This window comes from Photobacterium sp. DNB22_13_2 (assembly GCF_052873915.1).
Window position 1 is genome coordinate 310,499 of record NZ_JBNNXU010000007.1, and the last position, 20,307, is coordinate 330,805.

The 20,307-nt window shown below is 44.2% G+C and carries 18 protein-coding genes; 9 read left to right on the forward strand and 9 right to left on the reverse strand.

The features are described 5' to 3' along the window. Positions 1-5 precede the first annotated feature (5 nt). The 5 genes from ACVA58_RS13470 to ACVA58_RS13490 all read right to left on the reverse strand — a co-directional run bounded on the left by ACVA58_RS13470 (position 6) and on the right by ACVA58_RS13490 (position 5,732). The gene (locus ACVA58_RS13470) at positions 6-1,418 is read right to left on the reverse strand and encodes an oxamate carbamoyltransferase subunit AllG family protein (RefSeq protein ID WP_446510949.1); all 1,413 of its coding nucleotides are present in this window, start codon (positions 1,416-1,418) and stop codon (positions 6-8) included. Positions 1,419-1,431: 13 nt separating this feature from the next. After that, complete coding sequence (gene fdrA / locus ACVA58_RS13475; protein WP_446510950.1) at positions 1,432-2,985, reverse strand: acyl-CoA synthetase FdrA; 1,554 nt, start codon at positions 2,983-2,985, stop codon at positions 1,432-1,434. Between the two features lies 1 nt (position 2,986). Further along, the gene (locus tag ACVA58_RS13480) at positions 2,987-3,859 is read right to left on the reverse strand and encodes a DUF2877 domain-containing protein (protein ID WP_446510951.1); all 873 of its coding nucleotides are present in this window, start codon (positions 3,857-3,859) and stop codon (positions 2,987-2,989) included. A gap of 9 nt (positions 3,860-3,868) precedes the next feature. Continuing rightward, on the reverse strand, positions 3,869-4,531 hold the full coding sequence (locus ACVA58_RS13485; RefSeq protein WP_446510952.1) for a cysteine hydrolase family protein: 663 nt from the start codon (positions 4,529-4,531) through the stop codon (positions 3,869-3,871). Positions 4,532-4,829: 298 nt separating this feature from the next. Next, positions 4,830-5,732 (reverse strand): LysR substrate-binding domain-containing protein, encoded by a 903-nt coding sequence (locus ACVA58_RS13490; protein ID WP_446510953.1) that lies wholly within the window; start codon positions 5,730-5,732, stop codon positions 4,830-4,832. A 242-nt stretch (positions 5,733-5,974) separates the two neighbouring features. Between ACVA58_RS13490 and befA the strand changes: the two genes are divergently transcribed. The 3 genes from befA (at position 5,975) to ACVA58_RS13505 (ending at position 8,471) form a co-directional block, all read left to right on the forward strand. Further along, complete coding sequence (gene befA / locus ACVA58_RS13495; RefSeq protein ID WP_446510954.1) at positions 5,975-6,745, forward strand: beta cell expansion factor BefA; 771 nt, start codon at positions 5,975-5,977, stop codon at positions 6,743-6,745. Positions 6,746-7,005: 260 nt separating this feature from the next. Continuing rightward, complete coding sequence (locus ACVA58_RS13500; protein ID WP_446510955.1) at positions 7,006-7,284, forward strand: hypothetical protein; 279 nt, start codon at positions 7,006-7,008, stop codon at positions 7,282-7,284. A gap of 167 nt (positions 7,285-7,451) precedes the next feature. Then, a complete protein-coding gene (locus ACVA58_RS13505; protein WP_446510956.1) occupies positions 7,452-8,471 on the forward strand; it encodes an adenosine deaminase in 1,020 nt (339 codons plus the stop codon). A 289-nt stretch (positions 8,472-8,760) separates the two neighbouring features. Here the strand turns inward: ACVA58_RS13505 and ACVA58_RS13510 are convergent, their stop codons facing one another. Continuing rightward, complete coding sequence (locus tag ACVA58_RS13510; RefSeq protein WP_446510957.1) at positions 8,761-9,309, reverse strand: hypothetical protein; 549 nt, start codon at positions 9,307-9,309, stop codon at positions 8,761-8,763. Positions 9,310-9,446: 137 nt separating this feature from the next. On the opposite strand from ACVA58_RS13510, the gene ACVA58_RS13515 reads away from it, so the two are divergent. After that, entirely contained in the window at positions 9,447-9,929 is a 483-nt protein-coding gene (locus ACVA58_RS13515; RefSeq protein WP_446510958.1) for a glutathione peroxidase, read from the forward strand. 86 nt (positions 9,930-10,015) lie between these two features. On the opposite strand, the gene ACVA58_RS13520 is transcribed toward ACVA58_RS13515, so the two are convergent. Then, positions 10,016-10,987, reverse strand: a complete 972-nt coding sequence (locus ACVA58_RS13520) for a CHAD domain-containing protein (protein WP_446510959.1) — start codon at positions 10,985-10,987, stop codon at positions 10,016-10,018. Positions 10,988-11,262: 275 nt separating this feature from the next. Here ACVA58_RS13520 and hppD point away from each other — a divergent pair, with 275 nt between their 5' ends. From hppD to ACVA58_RS13540, 4 genes are all read left to right on the forward strand, one after another. Next, positions 11,263-12,339: a 4-hydroxyphenylpyruvate dioxygenase gene (gene hppD, locus ACVA58_RS13525; protein WP_446510984.1), complete on the forward strand. Its 1,077-nt coding sequence runs from the start codon at positions 11,263-11,265 to the stop codon at positions 12,337-12,339. Positions 12,340-13,096: 757 nt separating this feature from the next. Next, complete coding sequence (locus ACVA58_RS13530) at positions 13,097-13,453, forward strand: hypothetical protein (protein WP_446510960.1); 357 nt, start codon at positions 13,097-13,099, stop codon at positions 13,451-13,453. Between the two features lie 100 nt (positions 13,454-13,553). Further along, the gene (locus ACVA58_RS13535; RefSeq protein WP_446510961.1) at positions 13,554-14,567 is read left to right on the forward strand and encodes a LacI family DNA-binding transcriptional regulator; all 1,014 of its coding nucleotides are present in this window, start codon (positions 13,554-13,556) and stop codon (positions 14,565-14,567) included. Between the two features lie 273 nt (positions 14,568-14,840). Beyond that, positions 14,841-15,989: a carbohydrate porin gene (locus ACVA58_RS13540; protein ID WP_446510962.1), complete on the forward strand. Its 1,149-nt coding sequence runs from the start codon at positions 14,841-14,843 to the stop codon at positions 15,987-15,989. A 123-nt stretch (positions 15,990-16,112) separates the two neighbouring features. Here the strand turns inward: ACVA58_RS13540 and ACVA58_RS13545 are convergent, their stop codons facing one another. Both ACVA58_RS13545 and ACVA58_RS13550 read right to left on the reverse strand, forming a co-directional pair. Then, the gene (locus ACVA58_RS13545; protein WP_446510963.1) at positions 16,113-17,369 is read right to left on the reverse strand and encodes a maltoporin; all 1,257 of its coding nucleotides are present in this window, start codon (positions 17,367-17,369) and stop codon (positions 16,113-16,115) included. A gap of 170 nt (positions 17,370-17,539) precedes the next feature. Beyond that, entirely contained in the window at positions 17,540-18,439 is a 900-nt protein-coding gene (locus tag ACVA58_RS13550) for a LysR family transcriptional regulator (protein WP_446510964.1), read from the reverse strand. A 215-nt stretch (positions 18,440-18,654) separates the two neighbouring features. Here ACVA58_RS13550 and ACVA58_RS13555 point away from each other — a divergent pair, with 215 nt between their 5' ends. Further along, positions 18,655-20,304, forward strand: a complete 1,650-nt coding sequence (locus ACVA58_RS13555) for a glycoside hydrolase family 13 protein (RefSeq protein ID WP_446510965.1) — start codon at positions 18,655-18,657, stop codon at positions 20,302-20,304. Positions 20,305-20,307: the final 3 nt, after the last annotated feature.

Below are 20,307 nucleotides of genomic sequence, written 5' to 3' on the forward strand. Positions count from 1 at the left end.
GGCTCCTAGCGGTAGTGTTGGGTTGCGAGTGAACGTAATGCATCAACAAAGCATTTCATTGGCGCGGTGGTGATACCGGCACCAATTTGTCCCACACCGGCTTGTTTGTGTGCGATACCGGTATTGATAATTGGCAGTACGGAATGATCAGCGACCTTGCGGGCATCAATACCTGCAGCCGTTGGTGCAAAATTCAGTGCCGGAAGGGTAAAGGCCGGATTGCCCCCCAGTGTGATGGCTTGCATCGAGCGACTGTTGTTTGTTGCATCGGCTGGCGTGCCACCAACAAATTTTACGATGGCAGGTGAAGATGCCATGGCAAAGCCACCGACACCGGCGGTTTCGGTGATGGCGCTGTCACCCAAATCGGCCGCCGCATCATCGACGCCGTAACCGGGGAAGAAGAGTCCATCTACAGGGTTTGCTGGTGCTTGGAACCATGTGTTGCCAGTACCAGAAAGGCGGATACCGAAATTGACACCGTTGCGGGCCATCACGGTAACCATGGTGCTGTGTGGTACATTTTCAGCCGCTTTTAGCATGCTCTTACATGCAGCCATCGACAGGTTCAGGAAGAAATGATCGTTGGCAGTAACAAAACTCACTGCACGCTGAATTTGATCTTGAGGTAGTGAGGATCTCAGTAGTGCCGGAACCAGTTGCTTGAGTAGTAATCCCGTTGCTGCCGCATTGCGGTTGTGGACTTCATCTCCCATATGGAGTGCTTGCGCCATGATCGGTTTCAACTCGATCGGACCGGACTCTACCAGCATGGCCTTCATGGCCAGAGCAAGCTCGGTCCCCATCCATTCAAGGCGCTCAATAACCGCTTCGCTGTTAGCACCAAAGCGCAAGACTTTACCAAGTCCCTCATTGAAGTTGCTGTATACACGCTCATTATTATTTGCTGGGTTTTCAACGACCCAAAGTGGCATAGAGCGGCTGATGATGCCTGCCATCGGGCCTACGGCGTCATAGTGGTGGCATGGTTCAAAGTTGACCTCTCCTCTAAGGATGAGAGCCTCTGCTTGCTCAAGATCTTCTGCCCATTTTTCAAATAGAATAGCTCCCAAGATAGCGCCCTGAACCGGTCCACACATATCTTGCCAAGCAATAGGCGGACCTGCGTGCAATATCAGTTTGTTCGCTGCCAGTGCCGGAATTGCTTCGCCTGCTAGCATGACATCAACAAGCATTGGCTGGGCAGCAAGGTAGCGTTCCATGGCCGTTTGGTTTGCCAACTCAACCTCAGGTTGGTTTAGTAGACTCGCAAGGGCGAGACCGCCGTCACGGTCGCCACCTGCTGGTGGTTGCCAATTCATGGCAATGGCCTCACCACCGGCACGTTCAATGTTAGAGGCAAAGCTCGCGAGACCGGCATTAAGGACCGTAAGCTTTTGAGTGAAAAGTGCTTTCATTGGAATTACCTAATTAGCCAAGTTGAGAGACAAAATGAGCAGCAAGGTGCGCAGCATCAGCATTACTGTTTGCGACAAAAACACCGGTTTCTGTCAGTGAGTGACGGATCAATTCACGAGATTGAGGATCAAGCTCTGTACCGCAAACATGTGCAATAAAGGCCGGAGGATTACTCAGCTCGGTCTTAATCTTGTCAATAATGGCTAAGAGTTCGGATAATGGTTGCTCCGAGGCGCCATAGCCAAGCACAACATCAAATAGTACAACTGCAGTATTGGAGTCTTGGGCCTCTTGAAGAATGCGCTGATTACGCAAACTAGGGTCAATCATTGGGTGCGGGCGACCTTGGGTGAAGTCATCATCGCCTAGATCAACAATGGTATGCTGTTGGCTGTTCCAAACATCAGCAAGCAGGTTATTGCCCTTGCTTGGGGTGTTTGAGTATGCGCTAAGCCCATATTGAGATGCGATGATCTGAGCTTCATAGCAGAAGGTACCGCCAGCAAAGACTCCTCTGATATATCGCTGAGTTGCGGTGAGTTGGCTGTTTAGTTGTGTAAGCTGCAGCTCAGTCTCTTTTAGGTTCATTTGTGTCAGAGTTTGGGCTTGTGGGATCGCTTGTTTGTTGAGAATTGCCACAGCGACTTCAGCGGAGTGCGCCAGTGAGTCAGCCATGTATACATTGCTAAGTGAAGAGCCTGTGTCATTGGCACCAAGGAAATGAACGACAACAGGCTTCTTGATTAGCGAAGCGGTTTTTAGGATTCGCTCTGCAATGGCTTTTGCTGGTGGCTTCGATATCAATACAATGACTCGTGTATCATCATCGTCTGCTAGCGCTTCCAAACCATGTAACATAGAGACGCCACCCACCTCTTGGTGCAGGTCATGACCGCCAGTTCCCAAAGCTTGAGAGACGCCTTCACCAAGTTGATGAATACGACAGGTTGCTTCTTGTAAGCCGGTGCCAGAGGCAGCAACGACACCAACTGCACCGCGACGGACAACATTGGCAAAACCTAGTGGAATACCGTTAATAATGGCAGTGCCGCAGTCTGGTCCCATGACCATTAGTTCTTTCTGTTGTGCCAGCTGTTTGATTCGTTTTTCATCTTCAAGTGATACGTTGTCACTGAACATCATGACATTCAGACCAAGGTTCAGTGCTTTTATCGCTTCAGCTGCAGCATATTCGCCCGGTACAGAGATCAAGGCGAGGTTAGCATCGGGATGCTGCTCCAAACCAAGCGCAAAACTGGTGAGAGGTTGTGATAATTGCTTGCCATCATTGCTGGTATCTGGCTTGGCTGTCAGGGCCGTATGTGCCTGTTCGATGGCTTCATCACAGGCTTTTTCATCACCTCGAACTGCAATCACGAGGTCGTTGGGCTTTGCCGAGATGTCAGTACCAAAACCGGCATCAACCATGCGGGATAAGTTTGCCTCGGTACCCATAACGACCGAAGCTTCTTCGATGCCATCAATTTTATTAAGGCGGGCTGAAATCTGCATCAGGGATACAGAGTCCTGATAGAGGTTTTCAAACGCTTTATATTTAATAACCATATTAATACCAGTCAGTTTTAACTTGTTTACTCAGTAATAATTTCTTTATGCAGTACATAATGCCTGCAACCGTGTCGGCACCAGAGCTTGAACCAATATTGAGGTTGGCTGTTATTGTTGCTTCAATTATTCGTCTGTCTGTTGCCGTAAATAAGTGATAAATCAGCCATTGCACAGGCTTTGAAAAATGCCGTGATAGTGCCAGTGATAAATAATGGGCACTGATATCTGTTGTCTTCGTAATACCTTGTGGTACGAGTTGCTGCAAACGCTGGTAGGCTAGGTCTGCCGCAGGGTTTAACCTCTGTATACTGGCCAGCACGGCCATAACGCCGATCAGGAAGTCATCTCCGGATGGTGTCAGTCCTCTGCCATCACCTATGTTTTCAACGAGCGTCTCCGGAAAAGAGTGAATACAGCTCGGTGTGATTAAACCTAGGTGCTTTATATATTCATCAACAGAGCATAATGGCTGAATTTCTTTTTCAGAAACATGTTTAGTCAATACACTTTCCGCGATGAGAATGTTATTTTTAACGCTCTTTATATCTATGTTTAATAAAGGCGGTGCTTGCGGCCAATTAGTGGCTGATGAGGTGTTTATTGTCAGCGATGAAGGAGAACTAAAGCGTATAACACCTCCTCGCATAAATACCTTGTCACCCTTATTTACTTGTATCGTTAAATCTTTTTGTGACCCCAAATCGCACTGATAGGCGGTTGGGGTCGCAGGTAATGAGTCGTCAAGTAGGGATACCCAAGGTGTTTCTGTATGGTCAGTGATTATATTTACCGACCGACGAAAGACACTGTGAACGGTGCCATTGAATGGCTGGGTTGGACAAAGGTATCCCTTTGTAAGCGCAAAGATCATGTCAGCAGCTTACTTAAGTCCCTCGATAATATTTTCAGCATTAGATACCCAGCCGAAAATTGCACCCTGGGCTTTGATCATTTCCAGTGCATATTTCTGGAATTCAGGGAAGTACGAACCTACACAATCTTCTGGAATAATGCACTCATAACCGCGGTCATTGGCTTCACGCACTGTTGTGTTGACGCAAACTTCGGTTGTTACGCCGCAGACAATCAGTGTCTTGATGTTGTTGTTTTGCAGTATAAGGTGGAGATCTGTTTGGTAGAAAGCGCCTTTACCTGGCTTATCGATAATAGGTTCACCAGCGATAGGATAGAGCTCAGGAATAATGTCATGGCCTTCTTCGCCACGAATGAGAATACGGCCTTTTGGACCCGCTTCACCAATAAACGTCTTACCGCCGCGAGTTAGTTTCGCTGGTGGACAATCGCTAAGGTCAGCACGGTGACCTTCACGAGTATGAATAACCATCATTCCGGCATCGCGCGCTGCTTGTAGTACTTTTCCGCAAGGCTCAATGGCTGAGCGAACTAACGATACATCATTACCAAGGGCTTCACCGAAGCCGCCAGGCTCAACAAAGTCACGTTGCATGTCAATAACGACTAACGCTGTCGTTTCAGGGGTAAACTCGAGGGCAAAGGGTTCGGCATTAAATGTTCTAGTCATAGTTCAATAACCTTTAATTATTGGGTCAGGCTAACTCTTAGTGGTTAGCACAGGACTGATATTATCCAGCTATGACTAATTAAAAAAGTGAGTAAATTAGACCTGTGAAATCAAAGATTTTGATGAGTCAGGCTTTGATGTGTGACTCATCACATTATTATGGTGTTTAATGGCCAAGGTAGGGGGAAAATCACAGTTTATTTGCAGACATCGAAAAATCTGATGTGTCATTTCAGCTTTTTGGTGGGTGAAAAGGCCGAAAACCTGAACTGGATCACGGCGTCTTTAGAGGCGCTAATTAGTGGCACCACTGGTTCAGGTTTTCTGGTTGCATTAAGTACTCAATACACCAGTTCAATACTGGGCTTTCACGATTAGCGTGCCAGGCGTAGAACAGTTGTGTAGGTTGTTTGTGCTCGACAATAGCTTTCTTAATGACAGAGCCTTGATCGAGTAAGGTGTTGATGCGGTGGTGAGGCATATAGCCGATCCCGACACCTCTTTCGATCATCTTTATCGCCGTGGTTATTTCCGGAGCATAAATGACTTTTTGCCCCGTGAGCGACCAGGTGTCTTGTGGTGAAATATGTTGTGAAGTGTCTCTGACGACAATTGCGGGGTAATAACGCAATTGTTCGGCGGTTAATACGGTAATCTGGCTAGCTAGCGGGTGAGATTGGGCAACGATGAAATCCCATTCAATGTTACCTATAGAGTGATAGATGATCCCTTCCATTTTTGGTGCCGAGTGGGGGGCTCCTATGACCAAGTCTGCTCGCCGATCATATAACGCATCCCAACAGCCATTATAAACTTCCGCTTTGACTGAAATTTGTGTCGAAGGAAATTGATGATTTAGTTGTTCGATTAAATCAATGAGGCCATCTCGGTTAATTATATTATTTATAGCAATAGAAAATGAGACATCAACCCCTGTACTGATCATGGCGGTATTGCGAACTAACTCCTCATAGGAGTCGAGCATCCATTGGCTTTGGTCGATAAAATATTGCCCTGCAGGTGTCAGCTTTACCTGCCGACCAGTTCGGTCAAATAATGAAAACCCAAGCTCCTCTTCCATTTTTTTTACGGTATAGCTAACGGCTGATGGTACACGGTTGAGCCGCTCAGCGGCAACGGCAAAACTACCTGATTTAGCGATGACATGAATGGTTTTAAGCGCGTCTTTAGACAGAGGCATGCTGATATCCGAAATAGCGAGGTTGGTGAAATTATATGTTTTTGGCGATGACGATCAACGTTTTGCAACCATTTACAAGCTCAGCTTCACAGCTTGATTTCAATGCCATTCAAAATAGTTTCTTCATTTGAACGTCTTCTTTAGACTGCTTTCCACACATATGTACCTGAATCATGCTGATAGCCAGTTGTTACAAATTATAGAGGAGCTACTATTAACGTGAACGTGCGAGGAGAATTCAAATGAAACTGAAAATTGCTGTTGCGTTATTGGCACTTGCTATCACTCCGGTTCATGCCGGCTGGGAAGAGATTAAAGATGCGGCTTCAAATTTGGGCGAAGAAGTCGGTAAAGGCTCAAAAGAGGCCTGGGATTCAGTGTCGGACTTTTCCAAAGAGACATGGGACTCAGTTTCTGAATGGGGTGAGGATGCCTATAATACTGCCGGTGAGTGGACGGATGCCTCAGTAGAGAAAAGCAAAGAGTGGTTGGATGTTGCTGATGCAAAGCTTGATGAGATGCTTGAGCCAGAAACCCCAGAGGAAGCCCGTCTTGCCTTGAATACCATGGCTGATACGGCCTTGGTTCGGTTATTCAACGACCAGCCTTCTGCCAAACTTCTGTTTGACAGTGCTTATGGCTATGCCGTGTTTGATTCTCGTAAGTTCTCGCTCATGCTCCATACCAACCAAGGGGCCGGGGTCGCTGTTAACCGCACAACAGAGAAACATACCTATATGAAGATGTTTGGTGCCGGTCTTGCAGCTGGCTTTGGCGGTAAGTTTTACCAGCAGGTGATTTTCTTTGAAGACAAAGAAACCTTTGATGGCTTTGTTACCGACGGTTGGGAAGCGACTTCAGAAGTTGGTGCCGTAGCCGGGACTGAGAGTGCTGAGCTGGCAGCCAAGTACAATGGAGGAATGGCCATTTACCAGATTGGTGAAAAAGGCCTGTTGCTCGATGCTAATATATCTGGCTCTAAATACTGGATAGATACTGATTTGACTGAGTAGCAGCGATATACTCCCAGTTAGCGTTAATATGCTTATTAAATATCTACAAGATACCCAGTCAGTGTGCATTTGATTGGGTGTCTTTTCCATCTCAACGCCTGCAGATACAGGCCTTAAGATAACTTTTTGTGTTTTTTTGGGGATCTCGTTCATAAAATTGTCAATATCGTCTGATATTTTCATTTTTCTACGCTATGTTGGCCTTAGAATAGTGTTACAACACTATCATCCACGCAAAAAACAAAAAGATTAGGCTAGAAATGGACATCAAACGTACTTGGGGATTTCTTTCATTACTTATTGGTAGTGTTTCTCTTATTTTTGGCTTTATAACTATTGGCGGAATGATTGGCCAAGCGCAGGTTGTCTCTGATATGGGCTCGTTTATTAGCGCTGGTGGGGGAGATTATTTCCACTCTTTTAGCTCCCAATATGCCGCTAGTGAAGTTAAGCATAAATATCAACTATTGCTTAGCAGCGGTATTGTCATGATGGCACTTGGTGGCTTAATGATGCGCGGTCAGTGGTACCGCTACTAATACCAACCTACATAAATATTTGAACAGTCTTGCAGGTAAAATCGCTGTTTGCATAGGTATGCCTTGTCTATGACTTGGGGAAGGACCTAACTTTAACTACACTACTTTCAATACTGTCAGAGACTCCAAAGGGTAGAGAGCTTCACCCTTTCTGTGGAGGAAGAGTAATGAAAGGCTTTATCAGTGGTTTGCCCAAGGTTGAACTTCACCTTCATCTTGAAGGAACACTCGAGCCTGAGTTGATGTTCACTCTGGCCGAGCGAAATAACGTCACGCTTCCCTATTCATCAATTGAGTCGCTAAAAGCGGCTTATCAATTTCATGATCTCCAAGCTTTTCTCGACCTCTATTATCAAGGTGCCATAGTTCTCCAAACTGAAGAGGACTTCTATGATCTGACTTACGCGTACCTTAAGCGTTGTAAAGAAGAGCACATTATTCACACCGAGGTATTTTTTGACCCACAAATCCATACTCAAACCGGTATCCATTTTGATACCGTCGCAGGAGGGATAACACGTGCTTTGAAGGACGGAGAAGCCAATCTTGGCATCTCATCGGGTTTGATTATGTGTTTCCTGCGCGATCAACCAGAAGAAGACGCCATCGAAACCCTCAAGCAAGCGATAACTTATAAGGATGATATTGTGGCGGTGGGGTTAGATTCTTCTGAGTTGGATAATCCACCGGAAAAGTTTGAGCGTGTATTTGCGATGGCGAGGAATACGGGTTTTAAAACAGTCGCTCACGCGGGAGAAGAAGGGGCAGCCGATTATATTTGGGGTGCGATCGAAGCGCTTCACGTTGATCGTATCGATCATGGCGTGCGATGTACTGATGATCCTAAGTTGGTGCAATATTTGATAGACCATCAACTACCATTAACGGTATGTCCATTATCTAATGTAAAACTAAATGTTTTTGGTGAGATGACAGAACACAATATTGTCGATCTATTGAAGCAAGGTGTATTGGTTACGATTAATTCGGATGATCCCGCTTATTTTGGCAGTTATATAAATGACAATTACTTGGCTGTTGCCGAGACATTTGGTTTGACTAAACAGGAAGTGGCAAGATTCAGCGAGAATGCAATTAAAGCTAGTTTTTTGAGTGAGGAGAGGAAACAGTTACTGCAACAGAAATTAGCACATTATCTAGAGATTCAGTTTAGGCCGATTATCTAAAAAAAACGCCTATCAAATCCATGATAGGCGAGCAATAAATCGTTTAAGGAACAACATATTTGAAGTGTGATAATCATACAATCAGGGTAAAAAGCGTGCAACGATCGATGATGTAAAAGTTGTATGTTGTTTTGTTAAATGCCTTTATGTTGAACTGGTTAGCATAGATTAAATATTCAAACTATTTTATTGCCTGGGTACACCAGTTAATATCCTTTATTTTCCAATGGTTAAAGGAAGAGTATGTTCAAAGCAAAGCAGTTATGGTTGTATTTATTCGCTAAGTGCTTTAATTAAAAAGCGATTTTACGGCTTTCTGTAATGTTAATAACCAGCTTGGTTTCGGTTTGATTATGTGAGGCTGATCAACTCCTATGTAATAGGATTGCATGAATTGCTGTCGGACTTCTTCAGCATGCTGGCAGCTGTTTGTCGCGAGTAACTCGCTTACTTCTGTAGCTTGGTCATTGGCATAACTAAAATCAATGCCATTGAAGCCCTGACATAAAAACCAAATCATCCCAATGGCCTTCACCTCTACTTCATTCATTGTATGGAATTTCTGAGCATGCTCTTTCCCTACATGCTGTTGGAATAGTGTATCCATTTCTGAGATTTTGCTCTGCGTCGCTTGATACTCATCCAATACTTGTTGGAAAGACTGAGTAAATAAGCCCAGAGCAAGGTCTTGCTGTGGCTTTTCAGCTTTTTGTTCGCATACGCTGAGGAAAAACTCAGCGCGAAAATCAATGAACCCGTCAGCAAATTCTCGCTCGTCGTCACTAAATGGGAGTTGCTCAAAGCCAAATTCGTTCAATAAATGTTTTAATGGTTTCATACTGGGCTATTGGTAAATGTACGCTTAAGGCAGTATACGAAAATTAGAGCTAACTTTCTAAATCATTCACTTAGACTGTATAAACAAGAGGTTTGTGTATTTAAACACGACGTCCTAATTACTCAGAGGGAAATGTTATGTCAGGCTTTTATGGGCTTTCTGCCAGCAAGATCAACGGTGATGTTGTTGATATGAGCGAGTTTGAAGGGAAGGTTGTCTTGGTTGTGAATACCGCAAGTGAGTGTGGCTTTACGCCTCAATACAAAGGCTTACAGACGCTATTTGATAAGTATCAGGATAAAGGGCTGATTATCCTCGGCTTTCCTTGTAATCAGTTTGGCGGCCAAGAGCCGGGCGAGAACAGCGAAATCGAACAAGTGTGCCAGTTAAATTATGGTGTTAGCTTTCCGATGTTTGAAAAAGTGGATGTGAATGGACCAGATAGCCACGAAGTATTCAAATATCTAGCTAGTGCGCTGCCAGGCTTGATGGGTAAGAAAATCAAATGGAATTTTACAAAATTCCTGATTGGTCGTGATGGTAAGCCGGTGAAGCGTTTTGCCCCAACTAAAACGCCAGAGGCGATTGAAAAAGACATCGTCCGCGCGCTTAACCGCTAATACTGGTGTTAGCCCATACCTTTGTATGGGTTAACACTGCTTGCAAGGGCGATAACTTTAGTATTGTTCTATGAAAGGTGTGGCTATCAAGATGCAGGCTCTTGATACAAGGTATAGAAAAGGTCAAGGTTCTTGGGATGCCTAAAAAGGATAAGCTGTTCCACCGTTAACTGTTTTGCTTTTAAGTGATAATCCATATATATATCAATCAATTCCTCAATTGCTTTGTAGCGCCCGCTTTTTTGTTTCTGCTCTGTTAAGTAGTGTTTGAAAAAATTCAATTGGACTGATGAATCATTAAAGCTGCCGAGTCTATCCTGCAGAATCTTGAGTTGGGATATCTGCTGTTCAGTTTCTTTCACTGGTAAAACCGGGGCAAAGTATTCTAATAAATATCGGAATTTTTTACAGTCGATACGTAGCTGGTGGATGATAGTATCATCGCTATTGTCATCTATGTTATGGCACTGGCTTTCTATCTGTTTGAACTGGTGCCATAAAAAGCTATGTGCTGTGGTGTTGCATTCTAACTGTCCTTCGGCGGTAGGGTTGTCCCGCATGTTGTCAAACTGGGTAATTATCTTCTTGCATACAGACTTATATTCACCGGATTTCAACCATCCTTTGAGGTATTTCAATGATTTCCTACGCTGGGATTGAATATCGTCAAAGAAGCGGGTCAAGCCTTTGTGGTGCTGATGTTCGAGCAATGAAAAATATTGCTCCATATTTAGCAAGAAGACATCTAGGTCACGCATCAAATTGGTATGCTGCATCAGCTGCCTCAGGCACTCTTTCAATACCTCTTTTTCCTGCCTATGGAATAGGGGGCTGAGTTGGTTGATTAGCGAACGAGTCCTTCTCAATGCAACTCTGTATTGATGAATAAATTCTTCGTGATCATCTCGGATTATTCCCAGCTCGTGCCTTCTGGCATGCTCAAATTCATTAACAAGAAAATGGTATGTAGGCAGGTGTATTTCTACTTCGGGTGAGAGTTGTACCGCTGATTTTTTGCGTTTGGGTAGTTTGAGCTGGTCCCGCTTTGTCACTGTCATATCATATTTTCCTCCTTCATTAACTGTAGTGTGAATTTGATCTTTTTGGTGATGAGACAAGGAAAATCTCACTGACAAATAAGAAGAAAATGCAATTTGTGACGACTAGCTCATGAGTACTCAAAAATGAGTGATTGAAATTGGCAATGAGAGTTTACGTCTTTGCTTTACATTTCTGCAACAGGGTTTGCGGCACGAATTTCTCATCCTATAACGGAACTGCTAATTCTTTAGATAAGGTCATACGACCATGATGATTGATGACAGAAAGGATGATGAAGATGATTGAGAATCCATTAGGGACAGACGGCTTTGAGTTTGTGGAATATACCGCTCCAACGCCCGAAGGGATCGCAAACCTCAAACAACTCTTTCACGATATGGGGTTTGCTGAAGTCGCCAAGCACAAACACAAAATGGTGTGGCTATACCGCCAAGGTGATGTCAATTTTATTATCAACGGGGAGTTACACTCTCAGGCGGCAGGTTTTGCCGGAGTCCATGGTGCGAGTGTCAATGCCATGGCGTTCAGGGTTACTGATTCCGTTCAAGCTTTGGCATATGCGGTAGAGAAAGGGGCGACAGCTTGCCCTCCTCAGGCTGGGCCGATGGAGCTAAATATTCCCGCTATCTACGGTATTGGCGAGTCACTGATTTATTTGGTCGACAGATACGGTGATAGCAACATCTATGATATCGACTTCGATTTCTATCCCGATTACCCGGACCGCATGCAAGAGTGTGATGCAGGATTGCTCGTGATTGATCATCTTACCCATAATGTGAAACAGGGAAACATGGATTTATGGGCGAGTTTTTATGAACGTATTGCCAACTTTCGGGAAATACGACACTTTGATATCAAAGGTAAAATGACGGGATTGCTATCGCGGGCGATGACGGCACCCTGTGGCAAGATCCGGATCCCGATCAACGAGTCTCATGATGATAAGTCGCAAATTGCAGAGTACCTTAATCAGTACAACGGGGAAGGGATCCAGCATATTGCCATGAGTACTGATGATATATTCGGGACAGTAATGAAGCTGAAGTCGGGGGGCTTGATCTTCATGAACACACCCGATACCTATTATGATGGGATCAATAAACGTGTGCCGGGACATAATGAAGATGTTGCTAAGCTGAATGATTTGAAGATCCTGATTGACGGTGATGAGACGGGTATATTGCTACAAATATTTACTGACACTGTTATAGGACCTGTTTTTTTTGAAATTATCCAGCGTAAAGGTAATGAAGGCTTTGGGGAAGGTAACTTCCAGGCGCTGTTTGAGTCTATCGAGTTAGATCAAATCCGCCGTGGAGTACTCAAAGCTGAATCTGGTTCGTAGGTGGGCGGGGCGGATACCCATTTTAATGTTGTTAATTTTTTGCAAATGGCCGGTTTCTACCGGCCTTTTTGCGTCTGAAGTATACAAAGTGTTGATTATCAACTTATCTCTGTAGCTCTATTTGGCTCTCAGCATAAGGTGAAGTTGGATATGTTGGCAGTATTGCCACTTTGGCCTTCTTTGAGATTGAAAACGTCAGACTAATTCGTTAGTACAAGGACTTGTACTTGCCTGTGTAATAAAATTACACGACATAATGCTGTTGGTATGAAGCTATGAATACACTGTTTTTTGAGCGAAATCTAATCTGATCTCAGCCTCACATACAAAGTCATACTTAACATATCGACTGTTTTGTGATTAATGTCACTAATTTGCTTTGGGTGTGATTTTGTTATTTGCGATACCGATCAATATTTTTTTATTGATAATCTAGCAGGTACTATAATGTTGTAAAATTTCAGGTTGTTTTTGTGTTATCTGTCACGCTAAAGGTGGTTTTTTGGTTTTATATTGTGATGTTTATCGCAAATATGCTGCCACAGAATCGATGGGAGCATTTTGTGATATGTTGTTTAGGTATTAATTGAGTTGTCAGTTATACAGTTGTGGAGCTTTTTGTAGCTTGCAAGGCAGTGAGGTCGGTGTTCCCCCTCTGACCTCGCTGCTTCCCTTCCAGCCTAAATAAACCATCGGGGGGGATGGGCCAAGTCGAATATTAGCTTTGAAATGGTTAGTTGCAGTGTTGGAATCCTATATGGAACAGATGAAGAGTAAATTCAGTATTGAAGATATGGTCTCTGTAAATGGTGGTATGGTTGATCCTGATTTTGGTCAAGAAATTTCAGGGTGGATTGGAACTGTAGAGAGCATTCGCTACGCAGATGGGGTTGGCTATATTTACACCGTTCGTTGGAGCAATGAGACCTTGTGTGAAAATAGTGTTTTGCGTGTGTCTTGCGAAGAGTTGGGGCTCGACTTTGAAACTATGCAATTAATTGAGTCTGATGTGTGTTTATACTCGTCAGCACGGGCAAAGCATTTTGTTAAAGATTGTTTGTTTTTTCCAAGACGAGAGCGTGCGTATTCTTACTGTGATTATTCTTTCTGTTAGTCAAAGTTGACTCTAACCTTAACTTTTGATCTGTTTTACTTTTCATTTTTGTACTCTGTCAACATAATGAAAGCCAAGACAAAGCTAAAACGGGTTAGTTGTGGAAAAAAGAAAACGTATAACAATCGCCGATATTGCCAAACTGGCTGGGGTTTCCAAAACAACCGCTAGTATGGTGCTTAATGGTAGAGCATCAACTTTTCGGATCAAAGACGAGACTCGGGAAAGGGTTCTTGCTGTAGCGAAAGAGCAAAATTACTCGCCGAATGTTCATGCTAAATCTCTGCAAGCTAAACGCTCCGATGCGATTGGCTTGGTGATCCCCGATCTGACAAACTTTGGTTTTGCTTCTACTGCTCGAGAGTTAGAGCGTTTATGCCGTGAAGCAGGATTGCAGCTTTTCATTGCTTGCTCAGAAGATAATCCCGCTATCGAACAACAAGCTGTCGAGGGCCTGATCAAGCGCCAAGTCGACGGATTGATCATTGCCTCAAGCCAGACTGATGATCAGTACTATCAAGCGTTAACCAAACAGATCCCGGTGCTACAACTTGACCGTCATATTGGCCAATCATCTTTACCCATGGTGATCACCGACGCTACCAAGGTCACCGCCGAATTAATCAGTAAAACAGCTGAATCTGTCGATGAGTTTTATTATTTTGGTGGTCAGTTAGAACTATCACCGAGTCGCCACCGCATAGCTGGTTTTCAACTTGGGCTAAACCGGGCAGGTCTTCAATTAGATGATAAGTGGATTCGTCACCGCGACTACCAAACTGAGTCAGGCTATATTCTAATGGAGCAACTCCATAAAGAGCTTGGCCGGTTGCCTCAGGCACTGTTTACAGCATCCTATACCTTGCTCGAAGGGGTGTTACGTTATCTCAATGAAAATAACCTGCTAGATGCATTGCTTAATAAAGAAATGCGTCTCGTGACTTTCGATAATCATGATCTTCTTGATTGCTTACCTTGGAATATCGACTCCATTGCGCAAAATAACGAAGAGTTAGCCAAACGAAGCTTTCAGCTTATCCAGCTATTAATGACTAGCCAACATGTCAGCCCGACCATGTTTGCTCTGGATGCGTCTATTCGTTGGCGTAGCTAACTAGGCACAATCTTATTCCCACCAGAACTATAGGGCTGCTTATGCAGCCTTTTTAATGTCCTTCATGATTAATTTATTCTTCTAGCGTGTTTATGTGATCTCAATATGTGTAAGTGCAGACATATCTTGAGATCACAGTTTTTAAGAAAATGTCATTACGATCACAAAGCTAAACTGTTTTAGCAGCTTTTTCTCGATCAGCTAAACCGATTTAGCAATAATCACTTCGTACACAATGATTAGCATATATAACAATTATCCGGAGTGACATTTATGAAACGCAGTGGTCTATTCAAACTATCCCTAGCGGCAGTAGCAGTAGCTACATCTCTAACTGCAACAGCAGGGATCAGCATTGTCGATAATGAGCAAGGTAACTTTTCGATCGGCGGTGATGTTGAGTTTGATTTTAACTATCAAGACAATGATCAAGCAGATACGCTAAATACAGAAAATAAAGATTCTAGTTACAACCAAACTGGCCGTATCCTGATTGAATTTGCCGGTGAGCGTAAAACAGAAAGCGGTCACTACCTGGCAGTTAAGGCTCAACCGCTAATGGATTCTAACGGTGACGTTAATCTGGATGATGCTTATTTCTCATTCGGTGAGCAGGGTGGTTGGGATTTGCGTATGGGACGTTTTGAAGCCTACGATATGTTCCCTGTTGGTCAAGATACATTCCTTGAGTACTCGGGTGATACTGCCAATGATCTTTACCGTGATGGTGCGGGTTATGTGTATCAGATGAAGGAAGCGCGTGGCCGTGCCACTTCAGCGGGCCAGCTGATGTATAGCCAGAGTTTCGATAACTTATATGTTGAACTTGCCAGCGTGATTGGTGAACGAGCTGACTTGTTCGGGACTAATACTGAAGATGCCGGCGTTACCTATCACGGTCGTGAAGTTATTTCGAACAAAGATGCGATTGTTCTACGTCCAGTCGTCGCTTATCAGATGGGTGATTTTACTATCGCCGGTGCAATGGAAGCAAACCTTGTAAAAGACGCAGTAATTGATACTGAAGGCAATGATGTTAGTGACCGTATCGGTTACGGTATTACGGCAAACTATACACTGAACGACTTGTCTGTGAATGCAAATCTTGCTTATCTTGATGCGCTGAATGAAAAAGACACATCTATCGGTCTTAACGTGTTGTGGAAAGGCTTTGGCCTAGGTTACATCTATGGTGTGAATGACTTCGATGCGAAGTCTGATTTCTACGATGGTAAAGTGAAAATCGACACTTTCTATGCTTCGTATGAGTTTGCTGACGTGTTTGATGTAGAAGACTTCTCTATTTATTTAGGTGCTTTCCACACTAGTTTGAATGAAGAAGGGACGCGATTGAACGATGGTGCGATGTTTAGCGAGTTAGATGACAAAGGTGCTCGTGTGCGCTTTAAGTACTACTTCTAATAAAGCTTCTTAATAACTGTTATCTATTGTTCTTTTCAGTCCTTTTTTGGCAATAGGAAATGCTAATGCCGTTTTTTCTCGGGAAGTGATTTTCACTTCCCGTTTTTTATGTCGATTGGTCTATTACCACCAAGCCTCGAACTGAACACCTACGTTGAATTCAGAATCCACTGTTGAGACGACATTGTTGTCATCGATGCTATCAATGTTCGAGAAATAAGTACCGTATAGACGAATTTCAGGGCGGGCAAAGAAATCTTCTCCTGCATTCCATGCTTGGGCAAAAGTGATTTTCTGGCCGGAAAGATCCTTGCCACTGGTATCTTGGTTGTTGAAGTAACCTGCTTCAAAAATGGTTTTGTGGTGTTTGTCCCAGCTATAAACAGGACGAACCACGGCTGAAAAGTAAGTCAGGTCGTCATTTTGATTGGTTTCGATATCATCAATGGTGGATGACCAGAGCAGTTGGTGGCCCAGCTCAATATTTTCGGTTAGGTTGATTACCCCCCAGTTGATCAAACGATAGGCACTACCTCCATTTTCAGTATTCGCATGGTAAGTTGTACCTGCACCAAAGGTAGCCAGCTCGGTGGCATAACCTTCTGTACCGTATTGAACCACGGTTTTGTTGAAGCCGTTATCGAGGTTTTGCGTGATTTGGGCTGTCGCCATCACCCCATCTTTACTGTCTTTGGCTTCTTGGGATGCATCATCTGACGGATTGGTTATTGCGTAGTTAATGCCGAACTCTAAATCGGCATTGGTCCAAAGATCAATCCCGGCATAACGCATGTCGATGACATTGACATTGAGCCCCTCGCCACGGTTACCGATGTCTTCGATCATATTGTCATCGTTGCGGATCACCGCAAATGAGAAGCGACCATTACCCAAGTTTAGGTTCTCGATACCAGCACCAGCGCCTGAAGTATTCCAATAATAGAAATCAGTAATATGGATATCATGACGTTGGTAGTAGCGCTTACCTGCCCATAGGGTTGCCTCTGGGGCAAAGTTCAAAATACCGGTTGCTTGTACATTCAACTGACGAAAATCAATAAAGCCGTTTTCTTCATCTTCCTTTAGGGATTCAAAAATATTTGAGCCATCACTGCCTACAGCCAGCATTGAATCAACAAAGAAACGAGCACCGTCTTCATTGTAGATTTCTTTACCTAAGCCAAATTCTGCAAAAGTATCCGCTTCGTTACCTAGGCGACCAAGTTGTTGCTTATTGAATTCAACATTCTGTCCGTTATCACCGCTAATCCCGATCCCTGAGCGTGCATAACCGTGGAATACAAAGGTGTCATCGGCGAATACGCTAGGAGTAATTAGGGCCGCTGAAATTGCCAGCGCGGTAAGGTTCATTTTCATCATTTTTTATCCCTTCAATGGAAATGTGTTGATATACATATTGGAATTATATTAATGGGAATGTTCCCATTTGGTGTGGCGGATAATGGCAAGGAAGTGCGCTCACGTAAATGGGAATGTTCCCACTTCGTGAATCGGTTCACACTCTGTTTAAAACTAGGAAAGGTGAAAGGCTACAATGAAGATAATAAAATTTCTTTTACATCAGTTACATGCAAGGCTAGAGGTTCATTGAGATGATAAATGCCAACGATGCCAGTTTGTGGTGTAGATGTGCAGGGCAGTGGGACGATGTCAAATTGCTCGAAGTAGTCAGCCATACTTTTGGTGTATGGCATGATGGCTTTGGAGCTTGTCAGTAAATCCAAGCTGGCACTGAGGGAATTGATTTCATAGCTAATGCGCTCTCCAAGTTTTTTTCGCTCTTGCTCTTGTTGCTTGGGCTGTGGGTTTTCGATCAAGTGCTGATAACTGTCTTGGTCTGGCGTGACTTGCAGCAGTGGGTACAAGTGGGTGTCACCATCGGCATAGCCGCTGATTAATAAGGGGTGGGAGCGATGCACGAACTGTGCTTCTTGATCTTGTAGTATTGGGGTGAATAGTACATTGCAGCGACGGGATAGGCCGTGAATTTCGTGCCCTATGAACAAGTCGATATGACCGTGGATTAGCATGTCCATTAGCTTGAGGTGGTTACCAAATTCAAGCTGAATAGAGATACCTGGGTGCTGCTTGCAATAGCTTTGTAAGGCGGATTTTACAAAGACTTCCCACCAAGCATCTCCGGTACCCATTTTGATCTTTTCGGTCTTCCTTGCTTTGAGATCGGCAAGTTTATCCAGCATGGTATCGTGGCGACGGCTTAGCTCCTGCACTTGCTCTTGGAATAACCTACCGTATTCGGTAAGTTCCACTCCTTTCGAACGGCGGGTGAATAGGGTGACATCTAAGCTTTTTTCCAGCTTCTTCATATTGTTGGTGAGTGTGGGCTGACTCAGGTTGAGTTGCTCAGCAGCAGAGCTGATATTGCCATGTTCAGCAATGGCTAGAAACTGTCGGTAGTGCTTGTCCATTGATAAAACCAGTGAAAAATCTTTGCAAGCAGTCTCACATTTTTTGAAATCCATCACAAAGCAAAATGGTTCGAAGTTGTGATCCCCATCGGCAATAATCTTTGTGATATAGAAAAAAGCTATATCACTGATGGGGGGCTGTATTTTTAATAAGGAAGGTAACGGCATAAGATATTGCTAATTACGATACCATGACTTCTTATTGAGGGTTTCCCATGAATATTACGCCTAAATGGTGGCACGATGCTGTTGTATACCAGATTTACCCACGCAGTTTCTGCGATAGCAATAATGACGGTATGGGTGATCTTCAAGGAATTATCAGCAAGTTGGACTACTTGAAAACCTTGGGAGTTAATGTCCTTTGGTTGTCTCCGGTGTACAAATCACCGATGGATGACAATGGCTATGACATTTCCGATTACCAAGATATCGCACCAGAATTTGGCACCATGGCTGATATGGATGAGCTGCTGGCTGAAGCGAAGAAACGCGATATTCGCCTCATCATGGATCTGGTGGTAAACCATACTTCCGACGAGCACCCTTGGTTTATCGAAGCGCGTAAATCAAAAGATAACCCTTACCGTGACTATTACGTTTGGCGGCAACCATCAGAAGATGGTGGGGTACCGGATGAAATGGGGTCCGTCTTTGGTGGAAGTGGCTGGGAGTTTGATGAGCAAACTGGCGAATACTTCCTGCACATCTTTTCTAAGCGCCAGCCTGACTTGAACTGGGAAAACCCTAAGGTTCAAGAAGAAGTGCATAAGATGATGAACTGGTGGATCGATAAGGGCATCGGAGGCTTTCGTTTAGATGTTATTGATCTTATCGGTAAGGAAATTGATAAGAAAATCACCGGCAACGGCCCACGTCTGCATCCGTTGATCCAGCAGATGAATCGAGCGACCTTCGGTGATAAGGATTTGCTGACAGTCGGTGAAACGTGGGATGCCACGCCTGAAATTGCTAAGTTGTATAGCGATCCAGCCCGTGAAGAGTTTTCGATGGTCTTCCAGTTTGAGCACATTAGCTTGACTTGGAAGCATGGTGATAAGTGGCAGCCAATCCCGCTTGATCTGCCAACCTTCAAAAAGGTGTTAACTAAGTGGCAGGTTGAATTAGCCGACGGCGGTTGGAATTCATTGTTCTGGAACAACCACGATCTTCCTCGTGTTGTATCGAAATACGGCTGTGATGGCCAATACCGTGTCGAGTCGGCAAAAATGCTTGCAACGACTTTGCATATGATGAAAGGCACACCTTATATCTACCAAGGTGAAGAGATCGGCATGACCAATGTCGCCTTTGAGAGCATTGATGAATACCGTGATATAGAGACGCTGAATTTCTACAAAGAGCGGACAGAGAATGGGGTCGCTCCAGAAACTATGCTGGCTGCGGTACATGAGAATAGCCGTGATAACGGCCGTACCCCGATGCAATGGAATGGCAGTGATAACGGTGGTTTCTCGTCTGTCGAGCCGTGGATCAAGGCTAACCCGAACTACCCTGTAGTCAATGTCGGTGCAGCGTTAGATGATCAGAATTCAGTGTTCTACCATTACCAAAAACTGATTGAACTACGTAAGTCCTTGCCGGTTATAGTATACGGCGAGTTTGAGCCTGTATTTGAAGATCACGACAAAGTTTTTGGCTATGTCCGGTCTGATGCAAACCAGCGTTTGTTTGTGCTCAATAACTTTACCGCAGAAGAAATCACATTGGCGCTGCCAGAGTATTTACAAGCAGATCAAGTCGAGTGTGTCATTGCTAACTATGCTCACCATCAAGTGCTACCAGCCACTATTACGCTGAAGCCGTATGAATCTTTTGCTGTACTGCTACCTGAAAGTCGTTAAATC